The organism is Allohahella sp. A8 (genome assembly GCF_047946665.1).
In the GTDB taxonomy this organism is placed as follows: domain Bacteria; phylum Pseudomonadota; class Gammaproteobacteria; order Pseudomonadales; family Oleiphilaceae; genus Allohahella.
Window position 1 is genome coordinate 1,165,753 of the sequence record NZ_CP172312.1, and the last position, 18,045, is coordinate 1,183,797.

Below are 18,045 nucleotides of genomic sequence, written 5' to 3' on the forward strand. Positions count from 1 at the left end.
CTTACAGCTAGAGTTCTGATGGGGGGCTCGATGTTAACCTATTTTAAATTGAATATTCTGCGGACAAACACCCTATATTGAAGAAGCCTTGAATCGCATGGACAGATCCAGCGCTCGAACATGCTTGGTCAACGCGCCTGAAGAGATGAAGTCAACGCCGGTAGCAGCAATGGTGGCAAGCGTTCCTAGCTCGATATTGCCCGATGCTTCGAGTTTCACCCGGCCCTTCGCCTGCGCAACGGCCTGTTGCAAGCCATCCAGATCGAAATTATCCAGCATGACGATATCGGCGCCGGCCTCTATGGCTTCCTGAAGCTGCTGCAGCGACTCGACTTCTACCTCCACAGGCCTGTCGGGCGCAATCGATCGCGCGGCTGCAACGGCCTGGGCAATGCCACCGCAGGCGGCTATATGGTTTTCCTTGATGAGGAAGGCATCCCACAGGCCCAGGCGATGATTGAAGCCGCCGCCACACAAAACGGCGTACTTTTCCGCGTAGCGCAGGCCTGGGATGGTTTTACGTGTGTCGAGCAGCCTGCACTGGCTATCACCCATTGCGCGGACGTAACTCGCAGTCAACGTGGCTACGCCGCTCAGCGTCTGCAGGAAATTCAGTGCAGTGCGCTCGGCAGTCAGCAGGGCCCTGGCCAGTCCCTTCATTTCGAACAGCGTCTGTCCGGCTGCTATGGCCTCACCGTCACTCACCAGCCACCGCAGTTCCACTTCCGGGTCAACCTGACGAAAGCATTCGTCCACCCACGCAGCACCGCACAGAATGCCGGGCTCGCGGGTGATGACACTGGCGCTGGCTTGGGCTGAACCAGCTATCAACCGGGCAGTGATGTCGTCTCCAGGCGTAAGATAGAGTGCTGCCGCACGCTCGGGAGGTGAAAGATCTTCGGCCAGAGCAGCTCTGACGTTGGCTTCTATCAGGGCCCGTGGCGGCTTGCGCAGTTCGCCAGCATCAGTGTCGGGCCCGCGGGAGGAAGGATTGATGGGCATGTTCTGTTGGTCTCGTTTCAGGGGGTCGCTACCGTCGCGCCTCAGCCGGGCGGCGAAGGCTTCGTCAGTGTCAGCGTGTCCAGGCTCTGGCGCAGGTCGAACTGTCGCAGTGCGCTCATACCCAATAGTACGGCATCGTCGTCGGACATGGCAGGGTTGATGGTGGCTTTGACATTTCGCAGCACCATACCACCGAACTCGAGCCTATCTATAGTCGTGTCGTAAACAGTCACGGTGCCATTGGCTGTCCGCGCCAGCGAACGCCCCATCCGGGGCAGGCCGGCCCGCTGGGCTATACTTTCAGGAACTGTCACCCGAGTGGCGCCGGTATCCAGCAGGAATTGCGCAGGCCGATCTTCGATACTGCCGTCCACGACATAGTGACCCCAGCGGTTCATTCGCAGTACCAGCTGCGCTGGCTGCCCTGGCTCGTCGATGACACTGGCTGACTGGTTCGGGTTATATTGCCTCGTTTCCCAGACATCGAATGCGCCCGCGAGCAGGGCAATGCCGATGATCCAGGCGATGACGAGCATGAACTTGCCCTGTCGACCACCGGAAGGACTGCCTGTAGCCCCTTCATCGTTAGACATCAAACTCTCCTGGCGCCTTGCCGTGCGAACTGCATCACGACAATACAAAGCGCTAACAGTGGTGTAACAAAAGCTGACAGTGTCTGCTGAAAGCTGATTCTATACTCAGAAACAGTCAAACACGAATCCACGGTCGACCGATGACAGACTGTGTATGGAGTTCACATGGCACCGCAATCAAAGATCGTACAGCTTGGTGAGGTCCGCAGTGCGGCACGACTGGCTGCTGATGCGCGCCTGCCGCCGCCGCTGCTGAAACTGCGAGATCGCAGCGCACAGCATCTTGGTCAGTCCCTGCAGAAGGTGATGGCCAAGCTCGATGACAGCCTGTTCGCACTTGCCGACAAGGCCGACAATAACACGGCTCAACAGGCCTATTTCGATGCCATGCGCGAGATCCGGCTGAAGAAAGACGCCATCATCGCGCGCTTCGACGAAGAATTCAAAGCTGGCTTCCACGCCAAGAATGTACGGGAAGGGCTCGACGGCGACGAGTTTCGCGTTGATTCACTGTCCTTGCTGCACAACGACGAGCTTGAAGAGCGGGTCGCCGCCGAGTCCATGGTTGCCCGGGTACAGAGCGCCATGCAGCGAGAGCTCGAACACCTCACCTTGCGGATGGATGCGCTCTACGCCCGTATCGATATCGAAGACGCTAACAACCCACTTGGGCCGCAACAGATTCTGCGAAGCTTTCAGGATGGGCTGAGTCTGCTGGAAGTCGGCATCGAGCCCAAGCTCATTGCCTTGAAGCTGTTCGAAAAGAGCATCCTGAGCATGCTGAAGCCACTGTTCGACGCCGCAAATCGCTATCTGGCGGAGCAGGGCGTTCTACCGGACGTGCAAAGCCACTCCCATCAGTCAAGGCGTCAGCAAGGTACCCATCAAGCCTCAGGCCACGGCAGAAACAGTAGCGGTCGTGATGCGGCTGGCGCGGCGCCTGCTGCGGGTAATGCCGGTTTTGCGCCTGGTGACTACGGTGCGGCCGGCCAGCCCTCCCAGTTCGGCGGTGTGCCAGTGCTATATGATGGTCATGCCATGGAGCCTGGCTCACCCGTGCCGGTGCTGACCAATCAGGCCAGTAGTCACCTGAGTTATTCCGCCTTGCCTGCCGAGGCACTGAATCTAATTCGTAATCTGAGCCGTCAGGGTCAGCGCCGTTTCAGTCTGCACACCGACTCCGGTTTCGACCACGACAATGCCGGCATCATAAGTGGTGGCAATGCCTACTACGGTGGTGACGCAGGTGGCATGGCAGGCTCAGGTGCTGCTGGTGGTTCAGCTCGCAGAGAGCTCGATCATCCTGCGCTCGTGGGTATGCTGACGGAAGCCCAGAAACAGCAGGCGCAGCTCGTCAACGACCATGTGAATTCCCATGGCCTGCTCAGCTTTGATGCACTGCTGAACAGCATGCTGAAGAAGCACGAAGACAAGAAGGATTCGAATATCGCGTCCTTCGACCAGGACATCATGAACCTGGTGACCATGCTGTTCGAGTACATCCTCAGTGACAAGCAGCTGCAGGCACCTGTGAAGGCGCTGATCGGACGTTTGCAGATTCCTGTCCTCAAAGTGGCCTTGCTCGACAAGCGTTTCTTTGCCGATGCCGAACACAGCGCCCGCCGTCTGCTGAACACGCTGGCGACTGCTTCGATGGGCTGGATCGAGGATACTGGCCTTGAGCAGGATCCGTTCCTGGCAAAACTCGAAGAGATCGTTGATCGCCTGTTGAACGAGTTCGTCGACCAGCCTGAAATCTTTGACGAGGTGCTCGAAGACTTCATCCTGTTCCGTGACGCGGACAAGCGTCGCCGTCAGTTACTCGAGCAGCGTACCCGTGATGCGGAAGCCGGTAAGGCACGTGCGGAACATGCCCGCACCCAGGTCGAGGAGGCGCTGGAGTTCGCGCTACGTAACGACGCGCTGTCGAGAGCGACCTTTGAAGTCATTCGTGATGGCTGGTGCAACTATATGGTACTGCTCGCACTCAAGCAGGGCGTGCAGTCAAGCAGCTGGCGTTCAGCGATCGCGCTTACAGAGCGCTTGTGTGAGCTCGATCTTGGCTGCTACGAAGTACCTGAAGATGTGCGAGCCGTGCTTGCCGCGAACGATAGTTCGGCAGCCTACGAGGGTGCAGTCGATGCGGTTGTCACTGAGCTGAAGGCTGGCCTGCAACAGACGGGCTACAAGCCCTTCGACCTTGAACCGCATCTGGTTGATTACCGTCTTCACCTCTTGAAGCAGGCGATCGATCAGCATGGTCCGGGTGCTGCCGCACGAGCTGTTGCAGATGCTGATGGCGCCGCGGCAGGTGCATCCAGTGTTTCGGCAGTGCAATCTTCAGCACCTGCTGCCCAGACAGCGCGGTCTGAAGCTACAGCAGATAATTCAGCTGCCGCTGCGCCCGAAGTCGCGCAGGCCAGCCCCGCGTCAGCACAAGCGGCCAGCATGGCTGCGGAAGCGAGTTCATCTGAAGCCATGGCCTCAGCTGTGGCACCAGCATCGACTGCGGACGCGCGTGACGATGGCCGGGCTCAGGCGCTTGCAGGCAGCCTGGCACTGGTGCGCAATATGCGCATCGGCCTGTGGATCGAGTACAGCAATGCAGCGGATGCCAATGCTACCAAGCTGCGCTGTAAACTGGCTGCCGTGCTGCAGACCACTGGCAAGTATATCTTCGTCAACAGAATGGGTGTAAAGGTGCTCGAGCGGACTCGCGAATCGCTCGCTGCTGAGCTCAACGATGGCAGCGTGACCTTGCTTGATGATAGTCTCCTTTTCGATCGTGCACTGGAGGCCGTTATCGGTAGTCTGAGGAATGAAACCAAACACTGAGCCTGACTGGCGTCTCGTCGACGGCTGGCTCGACCACGCGGAGAAGGTGCCGTCCCCGAATTTTGGGCCACGGCCGCCGATGCAGGCGGTCGAGTCAGTTGTCATCCACAACATCAGCCTGCCGCCGGGCGAGTATGGCTCATCTGCCATTGTCGACTTCTTCCAGAATCGGCTCGACCCCGATGCTCATCCCTATTTCCGCGAAATTGCGGGCCTCACGGTGTCAGCACACTTCCTGATTCGGCGCGATGGCCAGATTCTGCAATTCGTTTCCACAGATGAGATGGCCTGGCATGCCGGCGTTTCGGCATTTGCCGATCGCAGCGCATTTAACCGGTTCTCGGTCGGCATCGAACTCGAAGGCTGTGATCATGAACCCTTCACCGAAGCGCAATATGTGAATCTGAATTCACTTATTCTCGTTCTGAGGCGGCACTACTCGGGCATTCGCCCTGAACTCATACTCGGTCATAGCGATATTGCCCCGGGGCGAAAAACCGATCCTGGGCCGTTTTTTGACTGGAAGCGACTACAAAAAGCCACATTAGAAGGTTGATATTCCACGTTCTTGCACTAGTTTTGTAAGTGAAGTGCAAAGCGTATTGATCTGCGCTTGTGACCGTGCTATCGATCGCGTCGCTGTGGAGTATGATCTTTTTGAAATCCTTTCTTTGGCCGGCTATCGCCTTGATGAATCAGCTTAAACTTGTATACAAGTTTTCGCTCATCAGTATTCTTTTTGTCATTCCAATCGCAATTCTGACCTATGCCCTCGTCAGCCAGATCCTAGCTGATCTGGATGCAGTAGAGCGCGAGCTGCAGGGCGTCGAAGCAGTTGCCGATGCGCGCCAGATGTTGCGAGCAGCACAGGATTATCGAGATTTTCAGACCGCCGCAACAATGCGTGCCGAGTCCGACATCGTGCCGTCAGCCAAGCAAAAACAGAAGCAGCTGGAATCGGCGCTGGCACATCTCCAGCAGCAGGCTTATACCTTCGATGTCGATGGCGTGGTCGCCGAAAGCATTGATGCCCTCGAGACAACATGGCAAGGCATCAAGAGTGAGAACAAGGGTTTTACGTCCATCGGACAACAATCCGATTACTACGAGGCGATCATTCGTCAGTCGCGACGACTGCTGTCACTGATCAAACAGGCATCGCTCATTTCCTTCGACCCCGCTACTCAGATTCAGATACTCGACGGCTTTTCGGAAAAGCAGCTCGTCCCGGCAACTGTGCTGGTCTCAAAGGGCCGGGCCGTCAGTTATTATGCCCTGATCGAAGGGACGGTCGGCTACGATGTCAGCGAGTTCGCCAATTCCGTGCTGGACCAGCTCTTTATTTCTGGCCGGCAATTCGCAACGGAGGTTGAGTCGATCAGTCTGTCTGCACCCTCGCTGAAAGCGAACTACGAGGGGGACTTCAGCGAAGCTCAACAGACACTCACCGCAGTCGCCGAGCTCATCGATGGAGAAATCGTCACGCCGATGGTGCTGGAAGGTAGCTGGCGGGATCTGGACGGTCGTTTTACGGCCCACCTCGATCGGCTTTATCAGCTTGATGAGGCCTTGTACGACACGATCGAAAGCGTTCTGCAGACCCGTTATGCGGAAAGTCAGACGACACTGTATACGCTCTTTGGTGTGCTGCTGTCGCTGTTACTGGTGATCGTCTATCTCTATATGGGCTTTTTCGTTTCAGTGAAGACCACCGTGAATCACTTTGGCAAGGCTGCGCGCCGCGTCGCTGAAGGTGATCTCACAGTGAATCTGAGCTCGCCGAACAAAGATGAACTCGGCAATTTGTCAGTTGAATTCAACAATATGACCTCGCGCGTCCATTCACTGATGACGCTGCTGGCTCAGAATACCGTAGAAGTGGGTGGTCAGGCTTCTCGCGTGAATCAACTTGCGGTCGACAGTGATGTGGCCAGTAAACAGCAGATGGAAGAGACCCACGCCATCAGTGAGTCGATGCACCAGATGGTGGAGGCTGTTTCTGAAGTGGCTGTGAGTTCCCAATCGGCGAGCGACGCGGCGCATCAGGCAGATAACGAGGCCCAGCAGGGCAGGGTCGTGGTCGACCGGACGCTGGCGACGATCCGAAAGCTGGCGGCAGAGATCAGCGACTCGGTCAGTATCATCAACCGGCTTGAAAAGGACTCGGAGAACATCTCGCAGGTGCTCGTAGAGATCAAGGCCATCGCGGAGCAGACCAATCTCCTGGCATTGAACGCAGCCATCGAGGCTGCAAGGGCAGGCGAACAGGGCCGAGGATTTGCGGTCGTGGCCGATGAAGTACGGACCTTGTCACAACGTACACAGCGCTCGACCGAAGAAATAGAATCGATGATTGTTCAGTTGCAGACGGGCGTGAAAGACGCTGTAGAGTCGATGCAGGGCAGCCATAAGGTTACAGACGAGACAGTGAAACAGTCGGAACTCGTCTCAGAGGCGCTGCAGAAGATCGTCGGGTCAGTAGCGACGATCGTCGATATGAGCCAGCAGATTGCCCAGGCGGCTGAGGAACAAAGCGCTGTGGCGAAGGCTATAGACGGCAACATCAGCCTGATCAGTGACCTGGGCATGACCAGCGCCAGCAACGTCAACGATACCCTGGCGTCGAGTCAGGAGCTGACCAGACTGACTGAGACGCTCAAGACTCACCTCGCTACCTTCAAGATCTGATCGGCCAGCATTTTTTCTCGACTGCTTTTTTGCCTCGCCAGCTGCTTAGCTGCGCTGGGGTGCCTGCCAGAGAATTTCGCCCTCGGCGCCGATTGAGGGATCGCGCCGCGCCAGCACCCGGGCGACGACGAACAGCAGGTCCGACAGACGGTTGATGTACTGCTTCAGTGGAGCCTTGATGGCCTCGTCGCGTCCCAGTATCACCAGCGTGCGCTCACTTCTTCTCGCTAGACTTCGGGCCATATGACAGGCGGCCGCCGCACGGTTGCCCCCCGGTAGAATGAAGTTCTTCAACGGTGGGAGCTGCTCATTGAGAGTATCTATCTGTTCCTCGAGATAGCTTACATGCGTCATCTGTATCAACTGTTCGCCAGGCAGGCATAGTTCGCCGCCGAGATCGAACAGATCGTTCTGTACCTTCAACAGCATTGGCCGCAACTCGTCGTCATGTGCCAGCTCGCAGACTACCATGCCGATAGCCGAGTTGGTCTCGTCAACGCTACCCATTGCTTCGACTCGCACTGACTCCTTGCCAATCCGGTCGCCGTTGCCTAAACCAGTTGTGCCATCGTCACCGGTGCGGGTGTAGATCTTGCTCAATCGGTTACCCATAGTCCTGATCCTTCGTTTGAAGTGAATGTGTCAGTGCAGCTACTGTCTGGACCAGTTCGCTATTGGCGCGGCACGGCAGGCCATACTGCTCGCAGTAGTCGACGATGTAGCCATTGATGGCATCGATTTCGGTTCGTCGGCCCGCGAGTACGTCCTGCAACATGGACGATCTGTTGGGGGCAGTGCGTTGGCAGATGTCCTTGACCCGCGCCAACAGGTCATCGACAGTCTCGGGTACAGCTATGCTCATCCCCGCTCCGTTTTCCCTGGTGCTGTTCGGCAGCGCCGCGCGCCGCGCAGACCAATGTTGCCAGGCCGCGAGTACTTCCGCGGCTATTGGCTGCGCCAGGCGCGCGTAGTCCACCAGCACCGGTAACTCGCCGTTACGGCAACGGAACAGTGCGGTGAGCGGATTGATTATTGCGTTCAGCGCCAGCTTGTTCCAGAGAATGCCCTCAATCCTGTCCACAGGTCTGGCGGCCAGGCCGCTCTGCGTTAAAAGCTCGCTCAGTTCTGATGCCGGATCGTAACCGTCGTCGACCGATTGGTGGTCCAGCAACCCTACAGTGGTCTCGCCAGTCGCAGAATGATGAACGATACCTGTCTCGTCGGCTTCTCGACGTGCTGCCTCAGTTGTGCTGGCTGCGAGCAGGCGGATGCGGCTGTGTCCGCTGAACACCGTTTTGTAAGCTGCATTTGCGAGCGTATGTGTCTGAAGGCCATTCTGCATGACCACCAGGCCAGCCTGGCGGGATCCGTCCTTGAGCGACAAGGCCCTCAGCTCCTCCATCAACATGGGCAGCAGTCTGTTGGCAACGGCTGCCTTGCAGCAGAGCAGCACCCAGAGATGCGTCGTTTGCGAGGTCAACTCGCTCAGTGATGAGATGACAGGCAGCTCGATAGAGGTAGAACTGGTCTGGCCGAGCAGGCGACGACGGACCAACGCATCCGCTCCCGGGTGCTGATGGTCTGCTGCCATGAGCGCCCGACAGGCGTGATACTGCGATAGATGGGCTGCGAACAGCGTCCCAATGGCGCCCAGGCCGACGATGACAAACTCGTGGGTCGGGCCTGACGCCTGCTTGAGTGGCTGCATTGGCTGCGCTAGTGTGCCATCCGTTCGATCTGAGCCTGTATTGCGGTATGGCGCAAATCGACATCGTCCAGCTTCGCCTGCTCTTTCGCCACTACCTCTGCCGGCGCTTTGTCTGCGAACGCTGGATTGCCAAGCTTGCCCTGCAGGCGCTTGCGCTCCTGATCAAGACGGCCCAACTCTTTTTCGAGTCGGCCTCTTTCGGCCGCCATATCGATGATGCCTTCGAGCGGGATCAATATCTCGAGCTGCCCAACGAGCTGTGTCGACGAGAATGGGCGCTCAGTACCGGACAGCGGTTCAACTGAGTCGAGCTTGGCCATTGCCATCCACAGTGGCGTGACACGCTCGAGCAGAGTCTGCTGCTGCTCGGTCGCACCGGTATGGAGCACCTTCAGTGTGCGCGCAGGCGAGATATTCATCTCTCCACGGATATTCCGCACAGCGATCGTGAGTTGCTTGAGAAACTCGATGCCAGCTTCAGCCTCAGCGTCGATTTTCGATGTATCCGGCCGGGGATAGGGCTGGCGCATGATAGTGGTCAACGCCTCGGTATCGGTCGCCGTGCCAGCCAATGGAGCCACCTGCTGCCAGATGGACTCGGTGATAAATGGCATGACGGGATGCATCAGCCGCAGTCCGGCCTCGAGGACGCGCACCAGCGTACGGCGAGTACCGAGCTTGCGCGCTTCGCTTGCGCTGTCATTATTCAGGCTGACCTTTGCGAGCTCCAGATACCAGTCACAATATTCGTTCCAGAAAAACTCATAGAGGGACTGCGCCAGCAGGTCGAAGCGATATTGTGCAATCTGCTTGTGGCACTCCTGTTCGACATGCTGCAGGCGGGAAATGATCCAGCGTTCGGCCAGGCCGAGCTCGTAGTCGGTTTCGCCGTGCTGGCCACAGGACTGGCCTTCGACATTCATCAGCACGAAGCGCGTGGCATTCCAGATCTTGTTGCAGAAGTTGCGGTAGCCTTCGACGCGCTTCATATCGAAATTGATATCACGACCGGTACTCGCAAGCGAGCAGAAGCAGAACCGTAGTGCATCAGTGCCATAAGCGGCGATACCTTCCGGGAACTCCTTGCGCGTCTGCTTCGTGATCTTCTCCGCCAGTTTCGGCTGCATGAGACCTTCAGTCCGTTTGGCTATGAGATCATCAAGCGAGATGCCGTCGATGATATCGAGCGGGTCGAGGACATTGCCCTTCGACTTCGACATCTTCTGGCCTTCGCCGTCACGAACAAGACCATGTACATACACCGTCTTGAATGGCACCTGCGGTGTGCCGTCGTCATTTTTCAGTAGCTGGGTGCTCAGCATGATCATGCGTGCCACCCAGAAGAAGATGATGTCGAAGCCAGTGACCAGCACACTCGAAGGATGAAACATTTCGAGCTCAGGCGTTTTCTGTGGCCAGCCAAGCGTGGAGAAAGTCCACAGCCCGGAGCTGAACCAGGTGTCCAGCACGTCCTCGTCCTGCCTCAGTGGTCGGTCGCCCAGCTTGTGCGCTGCGCGCACCTCGGCTTCGCTACGGCCGACATAGTGCTGGCCGTCTTCGTCGTACCAGGCCGGAATACGGTGTCCCCACCAGAGCTGCCGGCTGATACACCAGTCCTGAAGATCGCGCATCCATGAGAAGTACATGTTCTCGTACTGCTTGGGCACGAATTGTATTTCGCCACGTTCGACGACGCCCATCGCCTGCTCGGCCATCGCGGAGGCCTTGACGTACCACTGGTCGGTTAGCCATGGCTCGATGACGACGCCGGAGCGATCGCCCTTGGGTATCTTGTTGCTATGCTTCTCTATCGTCTCCAGCAGACCGAGTTGCTCCATCTCCAGAACAACCGCACGTCTGGCCTCGAAACGGTCCAGACCCACCAGCGCGGGCGGCATATCGAGATCAGCACCAGGTAGTGGCTGGCCAGCGATATCGAAGGCCTGTGCACGCGACAGCACACGCGCGTGGCTATCAAAGATATTGATGAGCATCAGCGACTGTCGCTTGCCGACTTCGTAATCGTTGAAATCATGGGCCGGAGTGATCTTGACGCAGCCAGTGCCTTTTTCCGGGTCGGCATGCTCGTCGGCGACGATGGGTATGAGGCGTCCGGTCAGCGGTAGTTGAACCGATTGTCCAATGAGATCGCTATAACGCTCGTCGTTAGGGTGCACGGCCACGGCGGTATCACCCAGAAGGGTTTCCGGTCTGGTCGTTGCAACCACCAGCCAGCGCTTGCCGTCTTTTGTGCTCGCATCGCCCGCCAGCGGATAACGGAAATGCCAGATATGGCCGTCCTGCTCGACGTTGTCGACCTCGAGGTCGGAAATGGCAGTCTGCAGCTGAATATCCCAGTTGACGAGGCGCTTGCCACGATAGATCAGACCATCCTCATGCAGACGAACGAAGGCCTCGAGTACCGCCGCCGAGAGCCCCTCGTCCATGGTGAAGCGCTCTCGAGACCAGTCCACGGAGGAGCCGAGGCGCCTGATCTGACTGGTGATGAAGCCGCCAGATTTCGCCTTCCACTCCCAGACTTTCTCCAGGAAGGCCTCGCGCCCGAGTTCATGCCGGGTGATGCCTTCTGCCGCCAGCTGGCGTTCCACGATCATCTGCGTTGCGATGCCGGCATGGTCGGTGCCTGGCTGCCACAGTGTCGGATCGCCACACATGCGATGGTAGCGAATCATGGTGTCCATGATGGTGTTGTTGAAACCGTGACCCATGTGCAGCCGACCAGTGACGTTCGGCGGTGGGATCATGATCGCGAAGGGATCACCATCACCTTCTGGCTGAAAGCAGCCGGCTGCTTCCCAGCGCTGGTACCACGACTGCTCTATGTTCTGCGGCTGGTAGGTGGTATCCATCGCCGACGCGGCGCTCTCATTACTGTCGGTGCTGTGATTCTCATTCATGGTTGTACTGCTTCAATTCCGTATTTCGTGATAATTAAGTTTGAAGTTGCGCGCTCTGAGCTGGCGGTAGCAGGTTCGTGCCATTTCGCGACCGGATTCGCCTGGCTCGACGATGAAGGTCAGACGTTCACAGGCACTTGCGACGCTGTTCATCAGTACCGGGTCGTCCAGCAGTTGCTGGAGAATGCCAGGTAAGAGCAGGATCTTGCGGCTGAGCAGGTCAGGACGGCGCGTCGCCTGAGCTGGCGCAGCAAAGATAAGCCGGCACAAGTCCAAGGCAAGGCTAACCGCCGGTTCCTTGTCGTCATCGAGCAGGGTCATGTATTCAACGAAGGTTTCAGGCTGCGCTCTGTCGAATATCCTGTCGAGATGGCCAAGCGTGGTGCTTGTACACAGACCGAGAAAGCGATCGGCAAACTGCTGGCGCTGACATACGAAACGGTGAAGAAACTGCGCCCACCGTACATCGTTGCCAAGCACGAAGAAGTCCGCTTCTCTGGTCACTGCCCCTGTCGCGTGATCGGGAGCCTCTGCAGCAGACAAGGGCGCCGGTCCTAAACCTGCGCGAGCAGGTAGTTAAGAAGCTGCGGCACAGGACGACCGCTTGCTGCTTTCTTGGCACCGGTGACCCATGCAGTACCTGCCACGTCGAGGTGTGCCCAGCGATATTCCTTGGTGAAGCGTGAGAGGAAGCAGGCCGCTGTGATGGTGCCTGCGCCTTTCGAGCCAATGTTCTGGATATCGGCAAAGGGGCTGTCGATCTGCGGTTGATACACGTCCCACAAGGGCAGTCGCCAGCTGCGGTCGCCACTCCGCTGACCGGCGGCAAGGAGCGCCTGCGCCAATTCGTCGTCTTTTGACAGCAAGGCTGAGGTCTCATGACCCAGAGCCACGATGCACGCGCCTGTCAGCGTGGCAATGTCGACGACCGTAGCCGGCTTGAACTTCTTGATCCAGGTGAGGGTGTCGCAGAGCACCAGACGACCTTCCGCATCAGTGTTCAATATTTCCACAGTCTGGCCGGACATGGTGGTGACGATGTCGCCAGGCTTGCTCGCCCGTGCGCTTGGCATGTTTTCCGCCGCAGCGATAACGCCGACGACATTGATGGCTGGCTGTAGCTCGGCGATTGCTTTCATAACGCCCATTACAGAGGCCGCGCCACACATGTCGTACTTCATTTCGTCCATGCCAGCGCCCGGCTTGAGGCTGATGCCACCGGTGTCGAAGGTGATGCCCTTGCCGACGAGTACGTGTGCCTCATCACCGGACTTTGCGCCCATATAGCGCATGGCGATGATGCGCGGCGGTTCATCGCTGCCCTTGGAGACTGACAGGAATGCGCCCATGTTCAGCTTCTTGATTGCTTTTTCGTCGAGAATTTCACAATCGATGTGCTTGTAATCGCGCGCCAGTGCTTCAGCCTGGTCGGCCAGGTAGCGGGGCGTGCAAACATTGCCTGGGGCGTTACCCAGATTTTTTGTCAATGTCATGCCGGCTGCAAGTGCCGCCGCCGTCTTGAGTGACCGGCGGAGATCCTGCGCGCTGAGTTCATCGTTGTCGGGACTGACGAAGCTCACCTTCTTCAGCTTCGGCGCCTTTTCAGCCGAGCTAGTCTTGAAGTCGTTGTAGCGATAGACGACCGCATCATAGGCAAGCATGGCCTGGGCAAAACAATCAGCAGCCAGAATTCGAGTGCTATCACCATGACCGAGACTCAGGCTCTGGTCATCGGCTGGTGAGTGCTCGCTCATCTCATCGACAAGTGCAGCCGTCCAGGCGTCGGTAATCTCTGTGGCCTTGCAGGCTACGGCTGCGCCTGCAGCACCCTGAGCGATCTTGATAAATTTCTGAACCGTGATTTCAGCTGGTGTGCCAACACCGACGAGGATGATTTTTGCGGGTAGCGCAGCGCCGCTGTCGTTTTGCAGACCTGCTGTTCTGAGCAGACAGGTCGCACCCGGCTCAGGGCTGGCGTCGCCTGAAGATACCATCGCACCGATCAGGCCATTGAGCTGACTATCCAGTTCGGCTGCCACACCTGAAAGTGGTGCGGCCTTGGCTGTGTCGCCGGCCTCGGCAGTGCGCCGGGATCGTGCTTTGCCACTTTGGGCTGTGGTGTCGGATCTGGCTGTGCCACCGGCGTCTGCGGAAGGCTCTGCGAACAGGGCGACGAGGAGACATTCAGTCTTTTTTTCGAACGCTGTTTCGACAATGCTGTGCTTGATCACTATTGAAGCCTTTGTTCTGGAGTTGTTTGAGTTCAGTTCTGGTCGCCTGACTACAAGACGGGTAGTATAGGCCGCTCGATAGCGAAATAACCAGAGGCCGGAGCCCGCGTTTAGTGTCCTACGCCATACTTCACGTTCCCGATCGAAATGCATCACCCGCAGTTTCAAAGACACTCGTCTGAATGAGTCACGCCATCATTGCGCGCTATATATCGCGCCAGTTGCTGACCAGTATGGCAGCGGTCACGCTGATCCTGCTGTTGATATTCATGAGCGGCCGTTTCATTCGCTATCTGGCAGATGTCGCCTCGGGACGTTTCTCGGCAGACGTACTGTTCGCCGTGATGGGTTACCGTCTGCCTGGTTTCCTCGAGCTCATCCTGCCGCTGGCTTTCTTCCTCGGTATCCTGCTCGCGTATGGCCGGATGTACATGGAAAGCGAGATGACGGTACTCAGCGCCTGTGGGATGAGCCCGCAACAGCTCGTGGTCATCACCATGATTCCGGCTTCGGTTGTCATGGCCATCGTTGCGGCACTGAGCCTGTATATGAGCCCCTGGGGCGTGAGACACGTCGAGCGGATTTTCTATGAGCAGAGCAAGGTCACCGAGTTCGAGCTATTGGTGCCTGGCCGTTTCCAGAGTCTCAGAGACGGGAACCGCGTAACCTATACCGAGTCGCTGTCGGCAGACAAGACCGAGATGCAATCGGTATTCATTGCCGAGCGAGATGAAACGGACGGAACGATTGCCGTTCTGGTAGCCGAGCGGGGACGGCAGGAAATCATGCCTGAAACCGGCACTCGCTACATCATTCTCGACGACGGCGCCCGCTATGATGGCCAGCCCGGTCGCAGCGATTATTCGGTCGTGACTTATCAGGACTACGGGCTGAAGCTCACGGATTCCCTTGAAGGCCGCAAGCGCGAGCAGATCGAAGGGCTGCCGACGGCATCGCTCTGGCGCTCCGCGACCCCTGAGCATGAGGCGCTATTGCAATGGCGGCTATCACTGCCGCTGCTGGTTCCCGTTGTGGCACTCATTGCCATTGCCATGTCCAGGGTGAATCCGCGTCAGGGCCGATTCTTCCATCTGCTGCCGGCCATGCTGGTCTATCTGGCTTATCTCGGTCTGCTCATTGTCGCGCGCAAGCAACTGGAGAAGGAGCGTTTGCCTGAATGGCTCGGGCTCTGGGTTGTTCACATTGCGTTCTTTATCCTTGCCTTGTTCATGATATTCGGACCGAAGCTGCTGCAGCGACTGTTCGGCAGCAAGAAGACGCTTCCACCTGCCTATGCACAATTCCCGCCGCAGACAGGAGCGGGTGAATGATTCTTTCTAACGGTAAGCTGCTCAACCGCTACGTCACCTTGACGGTGGCGGGGGCAATGATGGTCGTGCTGTTTATCGTGCTTGCGCTGGACCTGGTGTTTGCATTCATCGCTGAAACGGATGATCTCAAGAACAGCTACCAGTTTCCGCAGGCACTCGAGTTCATGTTGCTCACCGTGCCCCGGCGCATTTATGACTATCTGCCACTCGCAGCGTTCATCGGCAGTCTTGTCGGCCTGGGTACACTCGCCAACAGTTCCGAACTCACGGTCATGCGGTCGGCGGGTGTGTCCATCGCCCGCCTGATCTGGATGGCCATGAAGCCCGCGCTGGTCGTGGTCGTAGCAGGGCTGCTCATCGGTGAATATGTTGCCCCCTATACCGAGCAGCGTGCGCAAACCCAGAAGGCGGTACAGCAGGGCGCGTCCGACAACCTGGCTTCGAGCAGCGGCGTCTGGCACCGCGAGGGCGAGTCCTATATGCACTTCAACGCCGTACAGCTCGACGGCACGCTCTATGGCGTGAGTCTGTTCGAGCTCGATGTCAACAACCGTTTGCAGAGCGCAAGTTTTGCCAGGCGCGCGGTGTATGACAGCGGTAACTGGCAGCTGTTGGAGGTGAGTACCACAAGTTTCGAAGGCAGCCGCACGAGCAGTCGCTTCGAACAAAGCCGGGACTGGCAAACAGGCCTTACACCTGGCGTCTTGAAGGTGCTGATCGTCAAGCCAGAGTACCTGTCCATCAAGGGGCTCTACACCTACATGAACTACCTCCGGGCGCAGGCGCTTGATGCCAGCGAGTATGCGATGGCATTCTGGAAGAAGGTGCTGCAACCAGCCGCCACAGCCGTGCTCGTGCTCATAGCCATCTCCTTCATTTTCGGTCCTTTACGCTCGGTGACCATGGGCTTTCGCGTTTTTTGCGGAATCATCGTCGGACTTCTGTTCAAATATGCCCAGGATCTGCTGGGCCCCGCGAGCCTGGTCTTCGGCTTCAACCCAATAATCGCCACGCTGACGCCCATTATCGTGAGTGCTGTTATTGGTATTGTGCTATTGCGGCGGGTGCGCTGATTCATTCTGTGTCGATTAGACAGTTGTCAGGAGTTGGTATCGGTTGAAGCGAACAGGCAAGCGGTTCAGGCCAGGGTCGGCTGACAGCCAGTATGATGTCATCATCATCGGGTCAGGTATTGGCTCGCTGGTTTGCGCCGCGCTGCTTGCGCTTCGCAACCGTCGTGTGTGTGTGCTCGAGCAGCACTACACCACTGGCGGCCTGACGCAGACCTTCGAGCGTGCCGGCTATGAATGGGATATCGGTGTCAACGCCATCGGCGGCGTACTGCGGAGTACCGATCAGTTGCGTCGGCTCTTCGATATGGTCAGCTCAGGTCGGCTGCAATGGACTGCGCTGCCTGATAATGAAGATCAGGTCTATATCAATGATCAGCACTATTCACTGCCAGCTGGTCGGGAGGCGCTGCGCTCGAATCTGAAAGCCTACTTTCCGCTCGAGCACAAGGCGATCGACCGATACATCTCGATGGTTGATGACCTGGCTGGTCGCACTCGTCAATTGTATGCATGGCAGGCGCTGCGCAAGCCATATGCCGCGGTTGCCGAGCTGTGGCGGCGGGTCGGTTTGCCTGCCTGGGCCTGGCAGACAACAGCTGAGGTCATGAATTCGCTGACCGGTAACCAGATGCTGGCAAGCGTCCTGACGAGTCGCTGGGGCAACTACGGCCTTCCACCTGCGCAGTCCGCTTTTCTGATGCATGCGCTGGCGGTCAGTCACTTCTTTTCCGGGCGAGCTTGCCCACAGGGTGGCGGCTGGGCTATTGCCGATAGCATCATTCCTACTATCGAAGCTGCCGGTGGCGATGTGTTCACCTACGCCAAGGTCAATGCCATCACGCTTAATGGTCGTAAGGCTGTTGGTGTCGTAGTGGATTCGAGTGAGCAGATCCGTGCGCCGATAATCATTAGCGGCGCGGGCCTGCTGCCGACGCTGCAGCTCCTCCCGCGTTCAGAATTCCTGCAAAACAGCCTGTTCAGCCGGCTCGGTCACCTTAAGCTGTCTACCGGGCACCTGGCGCTCTTCATTGGCTTGAAGGGCGATGCCCAGACGCTGGGGCTCTCGCAGCAGACTTACTGGCTGAGCCCCAGCCCCCGCCATGACGAAAACCTCGCCGCGTTCGACAAGGACCCGGGTGCACCATTGCCGCTCACTCATATTACGTTTCCATCGTCACGTGCAGTGAGCTGGCCAGACCAGTATCCCGGACGTTCCACTGCGCAGGTGCTCGTGCCGGCACGCTGCGAGTGGTTTGACAACTGGGCGCAGACCACCTGGAACCAGCGAGGCGATGGGTATGATCAACTCAAGAGCGTCTTTACCGATAGACTCCTGAGCCAGTTGCTTAAGGTCAGACCGGATCTTGAAGCAGCACTCGATTTTTCCGAGCTCTCCACGCCCTTGTCGACCCGCCACTTTCTCAATAACATCCAGGGTGAAATGTTTGGATTGGCGCATACGCCGGCACGATTCCGCGAAAGTGTGTTGCATCCGCAGACGCCGGTATCGAATCTGTATTTGACCGGATCGGATGTCGTGACGGCCGGACTTGGCGGCGCTGCGAGGGCAGGCATGCTGACGGCTTCAGTGGTCCTCGGCCTTGAAAGTCTGGCCCATCTGTCGGTCCTGCGTTTTTAGTATGAGAGCCGGCTGGCATTTCGAGTG

Annotated in this window: 13 protein-coding genes; 6 read left to right on the forward strand and 7 right to left on the reverse strand. The window is 57.8% G+C overall.

The window, feature by feature from the left end; translation table 11 throughout:
- Positions 1 to 72: 72 nt before the first annotated feature.
- Together nadC and ACH3PB_RS05560 are read right to left on the reverse strand one after the other, a co-directional pair.
- Positions 73 to 1,002 carry a carboxylating nicotinate-nucleotide diphosphorylase gene (gene nadC, locus ACH3PB_RS05555; RefSeq protein WP_416398448.1) on the reverse strand — a complete coding sequence of 310 codons (930 nt, stop codon included), beginning with the start codon at positions 1,000 to 1,002 and terminating at the stop codon, positions 73 to 75.
- Positions 1,003 to 1,043: 41 nt separating this feature from the next.
- A complete protein-coding gene (locus ACH3PB_RS05560; RefSeq protein ID WP_416398449.1) occupies positions 1,044 to 1,595 on the reverse strand; it encodes a retropepsin-like aspartic protease family protein in 552 nt (183 codons plus the stop codon).
- Positions 1,596 to 1,760: 165 nt separating this feature from the next.
- Here ACH3PB_RS05560 and ACH3PB_RS05565 point away from each other — a divergent pair, with 165 nt between their 5' ends.
- The 3 genes from ACH3PB_RS05565 to ACH3PB_RS05575 all read left to right on the forward strand — a co-directional run bounded on the left by ACH3PB_RS05565 (position 1,761) and on the right by ACH3PB_RS05575 (position 7,118).
- On the forward strand, positions 1,761 to 4,430 hold the full coding sequence (locus tag ACH3PB_RS05565) for a DUF1631 domain-containing protein (protein ID WP_416398450.1): 2,670 nt from the start codon (positions 1,761 to 1,763) through the stop codon (positions 4,428 to 4,430).
- Positions 4,414 to 4,986: a 1,6-anhydro-N-acetylmuramyl-L-alanine amidase AmpD gene (gene ampD, locus ACH3PB_RS05570; protein WP_416398451.1), complete on the forward strand. Its 573-nt coding sequence runs from the start codon at positions 4,414 to 4,416 to the stop codon at positions 4,984 to 4,986. The genes ACH3PB_RS05565 and ampD overlap by 17 nt, the downstream gene beginning before the upstream one ends.
- Before the next feature lie 134 nt (positions 4,987 to 5,120).
- On the forward strand, positions 5,121 to 7,118 hold the full coding sequence (locus tag ACH3PB_RS05575; protein ID WP_416398452.1) for a methyl-accepting chemotaxis protein: 1,998 nt from the start codon (positions 5,121 to 5,123) through the stop codon (positions 7,116 to 7,118).
- A 45-nt stretch (positions 7,119 to 7,163) separates the two neighbouring features.
- Here the strand turns inward: ACH3PB_RS05575 and ACH3PB_RS05580 are convergent, their stop codons facing one another.
- The 5 genes from ACH3PB_RS05580 to ACH3PB_RS05600 are packed head-to-tail and all read right to left on the reverse strand — an operon-like array spanning position 7,164 to position 13,975.
- Positions 7,164 to 7,730, reverse strand: coding sequence for a cob(I)yrinic acid a,c-diamide adenosyltransferase (locus ACH3PB_RS05580; RefSeq protein WP_416398453.1), 567 nt, complete (start codon positions 7,728 to 7,730; stop codon positions 7,164 to 7,166).
- Entirely contained in the window at positions 7,723 to 8,826 is a 1,104-nt protein-coding gene (locus tag ACH3PB_RS05585; protein WP_416398454.1) for a ketopantoate reductase family protein, read from the reverse strand. The genes ACH3PB_RS05580 and ACH3PB_RS05585 overlap by 8 nt, the downstream gene beginning before the upstream one ends.
- An 8-nt stretch (positions 8,827 to 8,834) precedes the next feature.
- On the reverse strand, positions 8,835 to 11,696 hold the full coding sequence (locus ACH3PB_RS05590) for a valine--tRNA ligase (RefSeq protein WP_416399421.1): 2,862 nt from the start codon (positions 11,694 to 11,696) through the stop codon (positions 8,835 to 8,837).
- 60 nt (positions 11,697 to 11,756) lie between these two features.
- On the reverse strand, positions 11,757 to 12,287 hold the full coding sequence (locus ACH3PB_RS05595; protein ID WP_416398455.1) for a hypothetical protein: 531 nt from the start codon (positions 12,285 to 12,287) through the stop codon (positions 11,757 to 11,759).
- An 11-nt stretch (positions 12,288 to 12,298) separates the two neighbouring features.
- A complete protein-coding gene (locus ACH3PB_RS05600) occupies positions 12,299 to 13,975 on the reverse strand; it encodes a leucyl aminopeptidase (protein WP_416398456.1) in 1,677 nt (558 codons plus the stop codon).
- Between the two features lie 182 nt (positions 13,976 to 14,157).
- On the opposite strand from ACH3PB_RS05600, the gene lptF reads away from it, so the two are divergent.
- From lptF to ACH3PB_RS05615, 3 genes are read left to right on the forward strand one after another with little or no spacing between them, the layout of a single operon-like run.
- The gene (lptF, locus tag ACH3PB_RS05605; RefSeq protein ID WP_416398457.1) at positions 14,158 to 15,306 is read left to right on the forward strand and encodes an LPS export ABC transporter permease LptF; all 1,149 of its coding nucleotides are present in this window, start codon (positions 14,158 to 14,160) and stop codon (positions 15,304 to 15,306) included.
- Positions 15,303 to 16,379 carry an LPS export ABC transporter permease LptG gene (gene lptG / locus ACH3PB_RS05610; RefSeq protein WP_416398458.1) on the forward strand — a complete coding sequence of 359 codons (1,077 nt, stop codon included), beginning with the start codon at positions 15,303 to 15,305 and terminating at the stop codon, positions 16,377 to 16,379. The genes lptF and lptG overlap by 4 nt, the downstream gene beginning before the upstream one ends.
- 43 nt (positions 16,380 to 16,422) lie before the next feature.
- Positions 16,423 to 18,018: a phytoene desaturase family protein gene (locus tag ACH3PB_RS05615; RefSeq protein WP_416398459.1), complete on the forward strand. Its 1,596-nt coding sequence runs from the start codon at positions 16,423 to 16,425 to the stop codon at positions 18,016 to 18,018.
- Positions 18,019 to 18,045 lie beyond the last annotated feature (27 nt).